The sequence below is a fragment of the Duganella fentianensis genome (assembly GCF_964031615.1).
Lineage (GTDB): Bacteria > Pseudomonadota > Gammaproteobacteria > Burkholderiales > Burkholderiaceae_D > Rugamonas > Rugamonas fentianensis_A.
Genome location: NZ_CAXIQN010000008.1, coordinates 182,043 through 194,167 on the forward strand (window position 1 = coordinate 182,043; position 12,125 = coordinate 194,167).

15 protein-coding genes are annotated in these 12,125 nt (G+C 59.1%); all 15 read right to left on the bottom strand.

The genetic code is table 11. The features are described from left to right. Positions 1 to 53: 53 nt before the first annotated feature. Positions 54 to 674, bottom strand: coding sequence for a TetR/AcrR family transcriptional regulator (locus ABNT42_RS05345; RefSeq protein ID WP_348695013.1), 621 nt, complete (start codon positions 672 to 674; stop codon positions 54 to 56). 204 nt (positions 675 to 878) lie between these two features. Beyond that, on the bottom strand, positions 879 to 1,256 hold the full coding sequence (locus ABNT42_RS05350) for an RNA-binding S4 domain-containing protein (RefSeq protein ID WP_348695016.1): 378 nt from the start codon (positions 1,254 to 1,256) through the stop codon (positions 879 to 881). Then, complete coding sequence (gene clsB / locus ABNT42_RS05355; RefSeq protein ID WP_348695019.1) at positions 1,253 to 2,416, bottom strand: cardiolipin synthase ClsB; 1,164 nt, start codon at positions 2,414 to 2,416, stop codon at positions 1,253 to 1,255. Before clsB ends, ABNT42_RS05350 begins: the two co-directional genes overlap by 4 nt. 3 nt (positions 2,417 to 2,419) lie before the next feature. Further along, positions 2,420 to 3,235, bottom strand: coding sequence for an endonuclease/exonuclease/phosphatase family protein (locus tag ABNT42_RS05360; RefSeq protein ID WP_348695022.1), 816 nt, complete (start codon positions 3,233 to 3,235; stop codon positions 2,420 to 2,422). Between the two features lie 82 nt (positions 3,236 to 3,317). Then, on the bottom strand, positions 3,318 to 3,566 hold the full coding sequence (locus ABNT42_RS05365; protein WP_348695025.1) for a DUF2442 domain-containing protein: 249 nt from the start codon (positions 3,564 to 3,566) through the stop codon (positions 3,318 to 3,320). Beyond that, a complete protein-coding gene (locus ABNT42_RS05370) occupies positions 3,544 to 3,783 on the bottom strand; it encodes a DUF4160 domain-containing protein (protein ID WP_348695028.1) in 240 nt (79 codons plus the stop codon). The genes ABNT42_RS05365 and ABNT42_RS05370 overlap by 23 nt, the downstream gene beginning before the upstream one ends. A 250-nt stretch (positions 3,784 to 4,033) precedes the next feature. Continuing rightward, positions 4,034 to 4,498, bottom strand: a complete 465-nt coding sequence (gene nudB, locus ABNT42_RS05375; RefSeq protein ID WP_348695031.1) for a dihydroneopterin triphosphate diphosphatase — start codon at positions 4,496 to 4,498, stop codon at positions 4,034 to 4,036. Between the two features lie 54 nt (positions 4,499 to 4,552). Continuing rightward, a complete protein-coding gene (gene aspS / locus ABNT42_RS05380; RefSeq protein WP_348695249.1) occupies positions 4,553 to 6,352 on the bottom strand; it encodes an aspartate--tRNA ligase in 1,800 nt (599 codons plus the stop codon). A gap of 94 nt (positions 6,353 to 6,446) precedes the next feature. Next, on the bottom strand, positions 6,447 to 7,067 hold the full coding sequence (locus ABNT42_RS05385; RefSeq protein ID WP_348695033.1) for a DUF502 domain-containing protein: 621 nt from the start codon (positions 7,065 to 7,067) through the stop codon (positions 6,447 to 6,449). A 41-nt stretch (positions 7,068 to 7,108) separates the two neighbouring features. Further along, positions 7,109 to 7,429, bottom strand: coding sequence for an FmdB family zinc ribbon protein (locus ABNT42_RS05390; RefSeq protein ID WP_348695035.1), 321 nt, complete (start codon positions 7,427 to 7,429; stop codon positions 7,109 to 7,111). Between the two features lie 73 nt (positions 7,430 to 7,502). Next, the gene (locus ABNT42_RS05395) at positions 7,503 to 8,102 is read right to left on the bottom strand and encodes a methyltransferase domain-containing protein (RefSeq protein WP_348695252.1); all 600 of its coding nucleotides are present in this window, start codon (positions 8,100 to 8,102) and stop codon (positions 7,503 to 7,505) included. A gap of 10 nt (positions 8,103 to 8,112) precedes the next feature. Then, a complete protein-coding gene (ubiB, locus tag ABNT42_RS05400) occupies positions 8,113 to 9,681 on the bottom strand; it encodes a ubiquinone biosynthesis regulatory protein kinase UbiB (RefSeq protein ID WP_348695255.1) in 1,569 nt (522 codons plus the stop codon). Then, on the bottom strand, positions 9,678 to 10,274 hold the full coding sequence (locus ABNT42_RS05405; RefSeq protein WP_348695038.1) for an SCP2 sterol-binding domain-containing protein: 597 nt from the start codon (positions 10,272 to 10,274) through the stop codon (positions 9,678 to 9,680). Before ABNT42_RS05405 ends, ubiB begins: the two co-directional genes overlap by 4 nt. 117 nt (positions 10,275 to 10,391) lie before the next feature. After that, positions 10,392 to 11,342, bottom strand: coding sequence for a Tim44-like domain-containing protein (locus ABNT42_RS05410; protein ID WP_348695041.1), 951 nt, complete (start codon positions 11,340 to 11,342; stop codon positions 10,392 to 10,394). Positions 11,343 to 11,357: 15 nt separating this feature from the next. Beyond that, complete coding sequence (ubiE, locus tag ABNT42_RS05415; protein ID WP_155436314.1) at positions 11,358 to 12,092, bottom strand: bifunctional demethylmenaquinone methyltransferase/2-methoxy-6-polyprenyl-1,4-benzoquinol methylase UbiE; 735 nt, start codon at positions 12,090 to 12,092, stop codon at positions 11,358 to 11,360. Positions 12,093 to 12,125 lie beyond the last annotated feature (33 nt).

Genomic DNA, 12,125 nt, shown 5'->3' on the forward strand with positions numbered 1-12,125 from the left:
AGTGACTACGAAATTAAATGGTGAGCGTATTAATGCTGAGATGCGTGCTGCGTTTAGTGCTGTGCGACCACCGCTGCCGGTGATTGCGGATTGCGATACGTACTTAACAGGCGTTCAAAACCGATGCCGGCCCGTGCCAGACTGCCCGGTATGCGCAGGAAACGCGCATCATGGTGCAGGGCTAGGATCAGGCCATACATTTCATATACCAGCTGCTGCGGGTCGGTATCGGCTTTCAGATCACCGCATTCGACCGCCTGCTTCACGCAGCGCAGCAGAGCGCCCTGCCACGCGCCGACCATGGCCATCAGCTCTTCGCGGATCGGGCCCGGACGGTCGTCGTATTCGACAGCGCCACTGATATAGATACAACCGGAAGCCACTTCCACACTCACACGTTTCACCCAGCGGGCGAACATCGACTGCAGACGCTGGATACCGCGTGGCTCCTTCACACTGGGGAAGAACACTTCCTGTTCGAAGCGGTGGTGATACAGCTTCAGCACTTCCAACTGCAAATCTTCACGCGAACCGAAGTGGGCAAACACTCCGGACTTGCTCATGTTCATCTTATCCGCGAGCAACCCGATGGTCAGGCCTTCGAGGCCATCGCGGCTGGCCAGATCCAGTGCCACGTCCAGAATTGCGGCCCGTGTCAGCTCACCTTTGCGCATAAATTTAGTTGAGGTATTAATAAGATTACGTCCCAAGGTAAAAATTAATCTAGGAGAAGAAATAGCATTCTGCGCTAGTTAAATTTACTCCGTGTGAAAGAATTGCGAACGCTCGTACTATTATCTACCGAGGGGTAAATGTCAAACAGTACCGTTAGAGGTGTGGTTCTATTGATGCGGCGCAGCAAAATCAGCACGAACGTGCTATAGCTTGCCCAGCTGGCGGCGGTCGCGCTTGGTGGGACGGCCTTTGATATCGGCGCCGGGCTCGCGGTACAGGCGGCGGTGTTCGGCCAGCATGGCCCGACGGGCCACGCTTTCATCGGTTTCTTCGTACAGATTGCGGGCGATAGGTGCTGCTGCCCGCACTTCGGACAGATTCATCACATCCACTTCCCAGCGGTCGGAGCCATTATCGATGTCCAGCACATCGCCGATGCGCACGGAACGGGCCGGCTTCACTTTCTCGCCACCCAGCTTCACCTTGCCGCTATCGACGGCATCAGTGGCCAGCGAGCGGGTTTTGAAGAAACGGGCGGCCCACAGCCATTTATCCAGTCTTACACTGCCATTTTCGTTCACGCGTATTTCCCTACTGCGACTATGCGCATAATCATCTTGTATGCAAAATAGGCCAGCTCGTAGCCCAACCGGCGCCAGCGCCCCACATGCTCGAAATCGCTGCTGTGGATCACCACGCCCTCGCCCACGGCCGCCTCGATGTGCTGGCGCAGGCTGCTGGCAAAGGCCGCATCCTTGATCACCACATTGGCTTCCTGATTCAGGAACAGGCTCAGTCCATCCACATTGCTGGATCCCACCGTGGCCCAGTCATCGTCGATCACGGCCACTTTGGCATGCAGCTGGGTCTTGCGGTACTCCACCACGGTGACGCCGGCCGCGAGCAGTTTGGGATAGAAGGAATGGGCTACGGCATCCTGCAGCCAGAACTCGCCCACCCCGATCAGCAGCGTTACCTGCACGCCCCGTTCGGCGGCGGCGGCCAGCGCACGGCGGAATTTGGCGCCCGGTGCAAAATACGGATTGGCCAGCAGCACGTTGTGGCGCGCCTGTCCCAGTGCCTGCAGGTAGGCGCGCTGTATGGTGCGGCGGTTGCGCAGATTGTCGCGTACCACGAAACCCGCCTGCACCATGTTCTGCACGGCCTGCTTCTGCACTTTGCGCAGATCGCGGTACAGCTCGAAACGCTTGATCAGGCCCATTTTGCCCAGCCGCAGCCACTGGCTCTGCATTTCCATGTGGATGGTACGCACCAGTGGGCCGATTACCTGCACGGCAAAATCCCAGCGTGGCGCGGCCAGACTGAGCGTGCCGTCATGGTCGCAATGCAGGTCATCCACCACGTTGATGCCGCCCACGAAGGCCTGCGACTGATCGACCACGCACAGCTTGCGGTGGGTGCGCGTCACACCCCGCTTGAACCACGGATTGAAAATCCGGTGCTCGACACCCGCCTCGATCAGCTGGGCGTGCATCTGGGCGATACGGCTGCGCCCCGTGCCCCACCAGTCGGTAATCATGCGCACTTGCACGCCACGGCGCGAGGCAGCGGCCAGCGCCGCCAGCACGGCACGCCCCGTCACATCGTCGGCAAAGATATAGGTCTCGAAATAGATTTCGTACTGGGCCGTGTCGATCGCCCCCACCAGCGCAGGGAAGAACTCGGCGCCCGTGTGCAGCAGCCGCACATCGTTATCCGCAACGAAGTTGACGGTCGGCATAGGCTAGGTCAGCGTCAGGTTGGCGACAATGGGCGCGTGGTCGGACAGCTTGGCCCACAGGCTGCCGTGCAGCACTTGTGCCGTCTCCACATGAAAGCCGCGCACGTAAATGCGGTCGAGGCGGAAAAACGGTAATGCCGCAGGGAAGGTACGGGCCGGATGCACGCCCTGCTTGCGACGCAGCGTGCGTACCAGTTCATCGAGGGTGGAATTGCTGCCGATTTCATCGAACGCTTCGCGCACGCCCAGTGCGTTGCGCAGTTCGGCACTGAGGCTGTTACGCCAGTCATTGAAATCGCCCGCGATGATGACCGGTTCGCCATCGGGCGCCGAAGCGCGCACAGCTTCAATCAGCGCCTGCGTCTGGCGCCGCCGTCCCGCTTCGAACAGGCCGAAGTGCACCACATAGCAATGTACAGGGCCGCGTGCCGTGTCCAGCACACAGTGCAGGATGCCGCGCTGCTCGTAAGCGTGATCGGACACATCGTGGTTTATACTGTTGGCAATCGGGAAGGCACTGAGTAGCGCGTTGCCGTGATGGCCATGGTCGTACACGGCGTTCATGCCGTAGGCCGCATGGGCGTGGCGCGATTCACCGGCAAAATACTCGTGCTGCGCCGCAGCAGGCCAATGCTTGTGACCCAGATGTTCGGCGCCATATTTGGCCGCCTTGCGATCATGCTGGCCCTGCACCTCTTGCAAAAAAACGACATCGGCATCGAACAGGCCGATAGCCTGCTTGAGTGCCAGCACGCGCGGTTCACTGCGTATGGCCGACACACCCTTGTGGATATTGTAAGTAGCAACGCGGATTCTCATAGGACTATTCTAACCCTGAGTCCGGAGCTACGGCGTATGTCGCCGCACATATTGCGGGAGTGAACAATCCAAACAATTCAGCCTAAGCGGGAGCCCGCACGCCGCGCAACATCCCAGACAGACTCAGGTCTTCGTCACACAAGGGCCAGTGCAGCCCTTCCCCATCGCCGATGATTTCCCATTGATCTAGCTGCGCGCGGCTCGCGCCTGCCAGACGCGGATACCACTCTAGCGGCGTACTAATTTGCCGACCATCGGCCAGTCTAACTATCAGGTGGGTAGCACTGATCGCGACGTGCTGTATGCGTTCACCTAGCGTAAAAGTGTTCATTCCACCTCCTCAGAAATTCCAGCTTATGCCTCAAAATGATACGCTCAATTTCACGCAATTCCTGAGGGGTAAAGTGTGCGTGTCGGACCAACGTCACGCTTTCCAGCCAAAACTTGGCGGTACTTCGGTTCAGACTGACATGAACGTGAGGCGGTTCGGCAGCATCATTGCTATAGAAGAAAAACCGATAGCCCTTATACCGCAACACCTGTGGCATGACACACTCCGGCTAAGCGTCCAAAGCCCAACTGTACGGACGCTAGTGCGCCGTTCATTTGCGACGGATCAGCAAGTGAAGCCGGCCAGTATCGAGCGTTACATTGTGCGAAGTTCTGCGACATGTTCTACCGCTAGACTTGACGCCCGATTTCCGTGGAGGCCGATTTGAACAACTTATTGCGTTTGTCGCTGAGTTGTTCGTCGCGCATGGCGAAAACATTATGCTCTAGCCACACGCGGAAACTAAGCTATGCAATGTCCGAATGACAGATCTGACCCCGAAGTTGCAGGATGGCTTCGGCGTTGGAGGCGGAGAAGCAGCGGTCCGCCGCTTCCAGATACGGTAGCCAGATGTAGTTGGTGTGTTCGCGCGGCGCTAGTTTGACCTCGATCTCGCGCGGCACTTGCACGCTGAAGACGTGCTCGGTGTTTTCCGTGACGCCGGGGGCGTAGCGGTGGCGCCAGACGGGATAGATGGTGTAGACATTCGATAGCTGCCAGTCGCGCAGCACAATCTGCTGGCCATCGGCAACGATGCCCGTTTCTTCGAACAGTTCGCGGGTGGCGGCAGACAGTAAAGGCTCGTCCGCGGCGTCGAGCGAGCCGGTGACGGATTGCCAGAAGCCGGGCTTGTCGGCCCGTTCGATCAGCAGCACTTGCAGGTCGGCGGTGTGGATCACCACCAGTACAGATTCGGGTATTTTGTAAGGCATGCTCGACATCATAAAAGAAAAGGCGCCGCGGCGCCTTTTCCTGATACGACAGACTTAGCCAGCGACTTTTGGCTCGGTTGCGCGCAGACGAATGTGCAGTTCGCGCAGCTGCTTCTCGTCCACTTCCGACGGTGCCTGGGTCAGCAGACACTGGGCACGCTGGGTTTTCGGGAAGGCGATCACGTCACGGATGGAATCGGACTTGGTCATCAGCGTCACGATACGGTCCAGACCGAAGGCCAGACCACCGTGCGGAGGCGCGCCGTACTGCAGGGCGTCCAGAAGGAAGCCGAACTTCAGGCGGGCTTCGTCGGCATCAATCTTCAGTGCACGGAACACTTTCGACTGTACTTCTTCGCGGTGGATACGGATCGAACCGCCGCCCAGTTCCCAGCCGTTCAGGACCATGTCGTAGGCCTTGGCGATGCAGGCGCCCGGATTGGTTTCCAGCATGTCTTCGTGGCCGTCTTTCGGTGCCGTGAACGGGTGGTGGGTCGCGGTCCAGCGATCCGACTCTTCGTCGTATTCGAACATCGGGAAGTCGATCACCCACAGTGGCGACCAGACGTCGTCGAACAGGCCGGCTTTCTTGCCGAAGTCCGAGTGACCGATCTTCACGCGCAGCGCGCCGATGGCGTCGTTGACGATCTTGGCTTTGTCGGCACCGAAGAAGATCAGGTCGCCGTCTTCTGCACCGGTCAGTTCCAGCACTTTGGCCAGTGCGGCGTCGTGCAGGTTTTTCACGATAGGCGATTGCAGACCATCACGGCCTTTGGCTTTCTCGTTGACCTTGATGTAGGCCAGACCTTTGGCGCCGTAGATGGCGACGAACTGGGTGTAGGCGTCGATTTCCGAACGTGGCATGTCGCCACCCTTCGGTACGCGCAGACCCACCACACGGCCGTTAGGCATGTTGGCAGCACCGGAGAACACTTTGAAGTCGACGTCTTTCATCACGTCGGTCAGGTCGGTGAACTTCAGTTTTACGCGCATGTCCGGCTTGTCCGAACCGTAGCTGCCCATGGCTTCGGCGAAGTCCATCACCGGGAACGGGTTAGGCAGCTCGACGTCCATGGTGTTCTTGAACACTTTACGGATCATGTCTTCGAACAGATCACGGATTTCCTGTTCGGTCAGGAACGAAGTTTCGCAGTCGATCTGGGTGAATTCCGGCTGACGGTCAGCGCGCAGGTCTTCGTCGCGGAAGCACTTGGTGATCTGGTAGTAGCGGTCGAAGTTAGCCACCATCAGCAGCTGTTTGAACAGCTGTGGCGACTGTGGCAGCGCGAAGAAGTTACCAGCGTTCACACGCGATGGCACCAGATAGTCACGCGCGCCTTCTGGCGTCGATTTGGTCAGCATCGGGGTTTCGATATCGATGAAGCCCAGTTCGTCCAGATACTTACGCACTTCCATCGACACTTTGTAGCGCAGGCGCAGGTTGTTCTGCATCTGTGGACGACGCAGGTCCAGCACGCGGTGGGTCAGACGGGTGGTTTCCGACAAGTTGTCGTCGTCCAGCTGGAACGGTACTGGCACGGAGGCGTTCAGCACTTCCAGTTGCGAGCAGATCACTTCGATCTTGCCCGATTTCAGGTTGTTGTTGACGGTGCCGGCCAGACGGTCTTTGACCACGCCGGTCACGCGCAGGCAGAACTCGCTACGCACAGCTTCGGCTGCCTTGAATACTTCGGCCTGTTCCGGATTGCACACCACCTGCACCAGACCTTCGCGGTCGCGCAGGTCGATAAAGATCACGCCACCGTGGTCACGACGACGGTGTACCCAGCCGCACAGGCTGACAGTTTGGCCAAGCAGCGCTTCGGTAGTGAGGCCGCAGTAGTGAGTACGCATTGAGGACATGTTTATTTCTCGGTTCAGGTTAAGTTACTCAGTTAATCTAGTATTTGCTTATTTTTCTGGTACTGCTACTTTTGCTTATGCTTGCTTATTTGCTGACTGCATCGAGGGTCTTGGGCGCTTCTTCCGGCGCTACCACACCCATCGAGACGATGTACTTCAGTGCCGCATCGACCGACATGTCGAGTTCCACCACATCCTTGCGTGCCATCATCAGGAAGAAGCCCGAAGTGGGATTAGGCGTAGTAGGCACATACACGCTGATGTAATCGCCCACCAGATGGTTCTTCACGTCGCCGCCCGGCGTGCCAGTCAGGAAGCCGATGGTCCACGACTGGGCATGCGGATACGGAATCAGCACGGCCTTGCGGAAGGCATTGCCCGATGACGAGAACAGCGTATCGGAAACCTGTTTGACGCTCGAATACAGCGAGCTCACCACAGGGATGCGGGTCAGCAGCTTTTCCCACACGCGCACCACGTAGTTACCGACCAGATTATTGGTCAGCAAACCCGTGAGGAACACGATCAGTACCGTCAGCACCGTGCCCAGACCGGGAATGTCGAAGCCGATCAGGGTGCGTGGCTGCCAGCGTGCCGGTACGAACAGCAACGACTGGTCCATGGTGCTGATCACCAGATTGAGCACCCAGGCAGTAATCGCCAGAGGCACCAGAATCAGCAGGCCGGTAATGAAGTATTTACGCATCGGTTAATCTCGTCGGAGTGTGGGTCAGACTACGCGGGCGCTCAGACGCTTTCGCTGGAACTGGCGGCAGGTGCGGCGGCTGCAGGGGCAGCGGCAGCAGCAGATTCGCTCGCTTCCGGCTTGGCAGCTGGCTTCTGGCCTTCCATCGGGCCGGTGGACATACCGGTGGCCGGTGGCGTACCACCACGGAAGTCGGTCTGATACCAGCCCGTACCCTTCAACTGGAATCCGGCAGCCGTGACTTGTTTCTTAAACGTTTCCTTGCCGCAAGACAAGCACACCGTCAGCTGCGGGTCGGAAATCTTCTGCAAGACATCCTTGGCAAAACCACAAGCCTCGCAGCGGTAAGCGTAGATTGGCATCTATTACTCCGCAAAAATCATCAAAACCCTGAATTATAAAGCTTTTTAGCAGGCACTTGCCGGTTTCCTGCGCTCAGGGCCGGCGCCGCCAGATCATCCAGCGTTCTTTGCCCTCGAAAACGGCGATCGAATCGCTCACCGGCTGGTCTACCATGCAGTCGAAATGGCGAGTGAGCAGTTCTTCCAGCTCGCTACGGGCGATGCCGAATGGCGGCCCCTTGGGAACATTATCAAAGAAGAAATAGCCAACCAACAGACCACCGGCCGGCAGCAGCTCGGCCCAGCGTGCCGCCACCTGCGGCCGCATGGCCGGTGGCAAAGCGCACAGAAACGCCCGCTCGTAGATCAGCTGCAACGGCTCGCCTAGCGGCTGCCATGCAAAGAAATCCGCCTCCACCACGCGCGCCGCATGGTGGCCGGCCACAGCTTTGCCTTTCTGTACGGCGGCCGGTGCAAAGTCGATGGCCGTGGCATCCCAGCCCGCCTCGGCCAGCAGCACCAGTTCGTGGGCGGCGCCGCAACCGGGGATCAGGCAGCGTTGCGGCACGTGCGCGGCAACGAAGTCGCGCAAGGCTTGCGGTGCTGCGCCTTTATCCCACGGGGTAAAAGCACGCTCGAAACGCTCGTCCCAGAAAGCGGGCGAACGGGGATCACGTTGCTGGAAATCGGCCATGATCGCCGCGTCAGCCCAGATAACGCCAGCGCAGATACAGTTGCACAGCCACCACGCCGCCACCGAATGCCAGCGCGCCATAAATTACCAGCGACAGCAAACGGTTGGTGCGCCGCTGCTCGCCGATTAGTACTTTGAGCAGTTCGCTATTGTCGGGTGCCGGTTCAGCCTGCTGGGCCAACGCCTTGTGCAGCATGCGCGGCAGCTGCGGTATCACGTGGGCGTAATGCGGCGCTTCCGCCTTCATGCGCTGCCACATGCCTTTCAGGCCCACCTGCTCGGCCATCCAGTTTTCCAGATACGGCTTGGCGGTCTTCCACAAGTCGAGATCAGGATCAAGCTGGCGTCCCAGTCCTTCGATATTCAGCAGGGTCTTCTGCAGCAGCACCAGTTGCGGCTGCACTTCCACATTGAAGCGGCGCGAGGTCTGGAACAGGCGCAGCAGAATCTGGCCAAAGGAAATGTCTTTCAGCGGACGGTCGAAAATCGGTTCGCAGCAGGCGCGCACGGCCGATTCCAGTTCGTCCACACGGGTGTCTTTTGGCGCCCAGCCCGATTCGATGTGGGCTTCGGCCACGCGCTTGTAGTCACGGCGGAAGAAGGCGAGGAAGTTCTGCGACAGGTAATCCTTGTCGAAATCGTTCAGCGTGCCGACGATGCCGAAGTCCAGCGCGATATAGCGGCCAAAGCTGGCCGGATCGACCGACACCAGAATATTCCCCGGATGCATATCGGCGTGGAAGAAGCCGTCGCGGAATACTTGCGTGAAGAAAATTTCTACGCCGTCGCTGGACAGCTTTTTCAAATCCACACCGGCTTCGATCAGGCGGTCGATCTGGGACACGGGTATGCCGTGCATGCGCTCCATCACGATCACGCTGCTCGAACAGTAATCCCAGAACATTTCCGGCACCAGCAGCAGTTCCGAATTGGCGAAGTTGCGGCGCAGCTGGCTGGCATTGGCCGCTTCGCGCATCAGGTCCAGTTCATCGTGCAGATATTTGTCGAACTCGGCCACCACCTCTTTCGGCTTCAGACGCTTGCTGTCAGCCCACAGCCGTTCCACCATCTCGGCCGCGGTCTGCATCAGCGCCACGTCCTCGTCGATGGTTTTCTTCATGCCGGGGCGCAGCACTTTGACGGCTACCTGCTTGCCATCTTTGAGCGTAGCGAAGTGCACCTGCGCGATCGAAGCGGAAGCGACCGGCGTGCGTTCAAAGGTGGCAAACAGCTCGTCCGGATGGGCACCCAGCGATTTGCGGATCTGGGCGATGGCCAGTTCCGTATCGAACGGCGGCACGCGATCCTGCAGGCGCGACAGTTCTTCCACCAGATCGCCGGGAATCAGGTCGCGCCGGGTCGACAGCACCTGACCGAATTTAACGAAGATAGGACCCAGTTCTTCCAGCGCCATGCGCAGCCGCACGCCACGGGGCGCCGACAGGTCGCGCCAGAAAAATACCGTATCGATAAACTTGGCAACGCGCGGCTTCTTCAGGCCTGCAATTGCAATCTCGTCCAGACCATACTGAATCGCAATGCGCAGGATTTTCAGTAAGCGTAAAAATTTCAACATCAGCGCGATCCCAGTTTCTGTTCCAGTTTGGCCAGCCGTTTGGCAGCCCGTTCCACGTCATCGCGCAGGCGCACCACCTCGGCGGAAAAATCTTCCACCACATGGGGACGCACCAGCACCGGTTTTTCATCGAGCAGGAATTCGGCCACATTCTCGGCTAGCTTGCGCTGCCCCGTCTTGACGGTTTCCAGCGCCGCTTTGGCGCCCTGCACCATGCGCACGGCGGCGACGGGCCCCACGACTTTTTCCAGATCGTGCTCGGCTTCCCAGCGCAGCGAATTGCTCAGCGAGGAAATCGTGTTGGCGAACTCCGCATCGCCGGCAATCTGCACATAGGAAAACGCCCGCTCGCGGTTCTGCAACATCAGCGGCACGTCGGCCAGCTTCAGGCTGATGGTCACGCGCGCTTCCTCACCGTCGGGCGCCGGCTGCAGATAGCCATCCGGCGTCACCTGCAGGCGCAGCACCACGGCGCCGCTGTCGATGGCCGCCACTTTGCCGCCATGGCGCTGCAGAGCCGTGCGGGCCCATGGCTCCTGTGCCAGCAAGTGGTTGATGGCGGCGCTGGCAGGTGCCGCCGCAGTCAGTCGGTGCAAAAGCAATGCAAGATTCGGTGCAATCATGGGAATACCGTGGAAACAAAAACTGCCAATAAAAAACCGCCCGGATTACGGGCGGTCTTGATCTTACCAGTTTGCCGCTGAGTGCGGCGATTATGCCTGTTGCTGCAACTGCTGGATACCGGCCAGCAGCCAGCCACCGTTACCCGACACAGGTTTGACCAGATTCCATACTTCGTTGAATGGCTCGGCGAGCGCATCCGGCGCAGGTTTGATCATGCCGCTGAACTTGACGCTGGACAGGTACTCGTCGTTGCTCGTTTCGATGCCCAGCAATTCGGCTTCGATGCTGACCACGTCGGTGTAATCCTTCTGCGCGCCACGTTCGGTGATCTGCAGCTTCAGTTCGGCAAACACTTCCGGCGTGGTGAATTCGCGGATATCGGCCACATCGCCCTTGTCCCATGCTGCTTGCAGACGGATGAAATTACCTTTGGCTACGCGCAGGAAGGTCGCAGCGTCGAAGTCAGCCGGCACGCCCCATGGGGTGTGCGCTGCGACCGGCGCGGCAGCAGGTGCATCGGCCAGACGCGAACCGATTTCCGGCGTACCACCAGTCGAAGCTGGCTGGGCAGCGTAGCCGTTGTTATTCGCATAGCCACCATTGCCGCTGTAACCGGCCGGCATGCCAGCAGGTGCCAGAGCCGGTGCCGACTTGCGGCGGAACAGACGGAACAGCAGTACCACCACGCCAGCCAGCAGGGCCAGCATGATCACGGTGCCCAGAATACCGCTCATGGCACTACCAAAGCCCAGATGGGAGAACAGTGCGCCCAGACCCAGACCCAGCAGCGCGCCGCCGAGTATGCCTTTCCATGGGCTAGCCGGTTTAGGCGGCATAGCCGGTGCCGGCGCTGGTGCAGCGGCCGGAGCCGCCTGACGTGGCGCTTGCTGAGGTGCAGCGGCTGGTGGCATGCGGTTGACGTTCTGCGACTGACGGCCGATGGAGCGACCACCGCCCATAGGACGCGCCGTGGCCTCGGCCAGCAGCGACATGGCAGAAACGGCTAGAACGGCGCCGATCAGGAGTTGCTTCAGTTTCATGGACATCCTCAAAGTTTACAGTTTGATACCAGTGTGCAAAGCGGCCACACCTGCCGTCAGGTTGTAATACTGGACCCGCTCCAGCCCTGCTTCTTCCATCATGGACTTCAGGGTTTCCTGATCCGGATGCATGCGGATTGATTCCGCCAGATAGCGGTAGCTCTCCGCATCGCCGGCAATCTTCTGGCCCATCCACGGCAGCACCTTGAACGAATAAATATCGTAGGGTTTCTGCAGCGGCTCGGCCACTTTCGAGAATTCCAGCACCAGCAGCTTGCCGCCCGGCTTCAGCACTCGGCGCATTTCCTTCAGCGCCACATCCTTGTGGGTCATATTACGCAGGCCGAAGGCCACGCTGACGCGGTCGAAATAATTGTCCGGGAAAGGCAGTTTTTCTGCGTCACACAGCAATGTGGGGGTCAGCAGGCCGCGATTCAAGAGGCGATCACGCCCTACCCGCAACATCGATTCATTAATATCGGTCAGCCAGACTTCGCCGCTCGGGCCTGCCTGTTTAGCGAACACTTTGGCCAGATCGCCCGTACCGCCAGCGATATCGAGGCATTTGAAGCCGGGACGCACGCCGGCATGGGCGATCGTGAACGTCTTCCACAGACGGTGCAGGCCAGCCGACATGACGTCGTTCATGATGTCGTATTTGGCGGCGACAGAATGGAAAACCTTGGCAACTTCGCGGACTTTTTCGTCTTCCGCGACAGTTTTGTAACCGAAATGAGTGGTATTGGTCATGGTGGGCAGGCCTGTTAGTTTGGCGGCATTATA

Bases quoted from the DNA above. Each gene is read 5' to 3' on its own strand.
- ABNT42_RS05345 (WP_348695013.1), bottom strand. From the start codon at position 674: ATGCGCAAAGGTGAGCTGACACGGGCCGCAATTCTGGACGTGGCACTG.
- clsB (WP_348695019.1), bottom strand. From the start codon at position 2,416: ATGCCGACCGTCAACTTCGTTGCGGATAACGATGTGCGGCTGCTGCAC.
- ABNT42_RS05360 (WP_348695022.1), bottom strand. From the start codon at position 3,235: ATGAGAATCCGCGTTGCTACTTACAATATCCACAAGGGTGTGTCGGCC.
- ABNT42_RS05365 (WP_348695025.1), bottom strand. From the start codon at position 3,566: ATGAACACTTTTACGCTAGGTGAACGCATACAGCACGTCGCGATCAGT.
- ABNT42_RS05370 (WP_348695028.1), bottom strand. From the start codon at position 3,783: ATGCCACAGGTGTTGCGGTATAAGGGCTATCGGTTTTTCTTCTATAGC.
- nudB (WP_348695031.1), bottom strand. From the start codon at position 4,498: ATGCCTTACAAAATACCCGAATCTGTACTGGTGGTGATCCACACCGCC.
- aspS (WP_348695249.1), bottom strand. From the start codon at position 6,352: ATGCGTACTCACTACTGCGGCCTCACTACCGAAGCGCTGCTTGGCCAA.
- ABNT42_RS05385 (WP_348695033.1), bottom strand. From the start codon at position 7,067: ATGCGTAAATACTTCATTACCGGCCTGCTGATTCTGGTGCCTCTGGCG.
- ABNT42_RS05390 (WP_348695035.1), bottom strand. From the start codon at position 7,429: ATGCCAATCTACGCTTACCGCTGCGAGGCTTGTGGTTTTGCCAAGGAT.
- ABNT42_RS05395 (WP_348695252.1), bottom strand. From the start codon at position 8,102: ATGGCCGATTTCCAGCAACGTGATCCCCGTTCGCCCGCTTTCTGGGAC.
- ABNT42_RS05410 (WP_348695041.1), bottom strand. From the start codon at position 11,342: ATGAAACTGAAGCAACTCCTGATCGGCGCCGTTCTAGCCGTTTCTGCC.
- ubiE (WP_155436314.1), bottom strand. From the start codon at position 12,092: ATGACCAATACCACTCATTTCGGTTACAAAACTGTCGCGGAAGACGAA.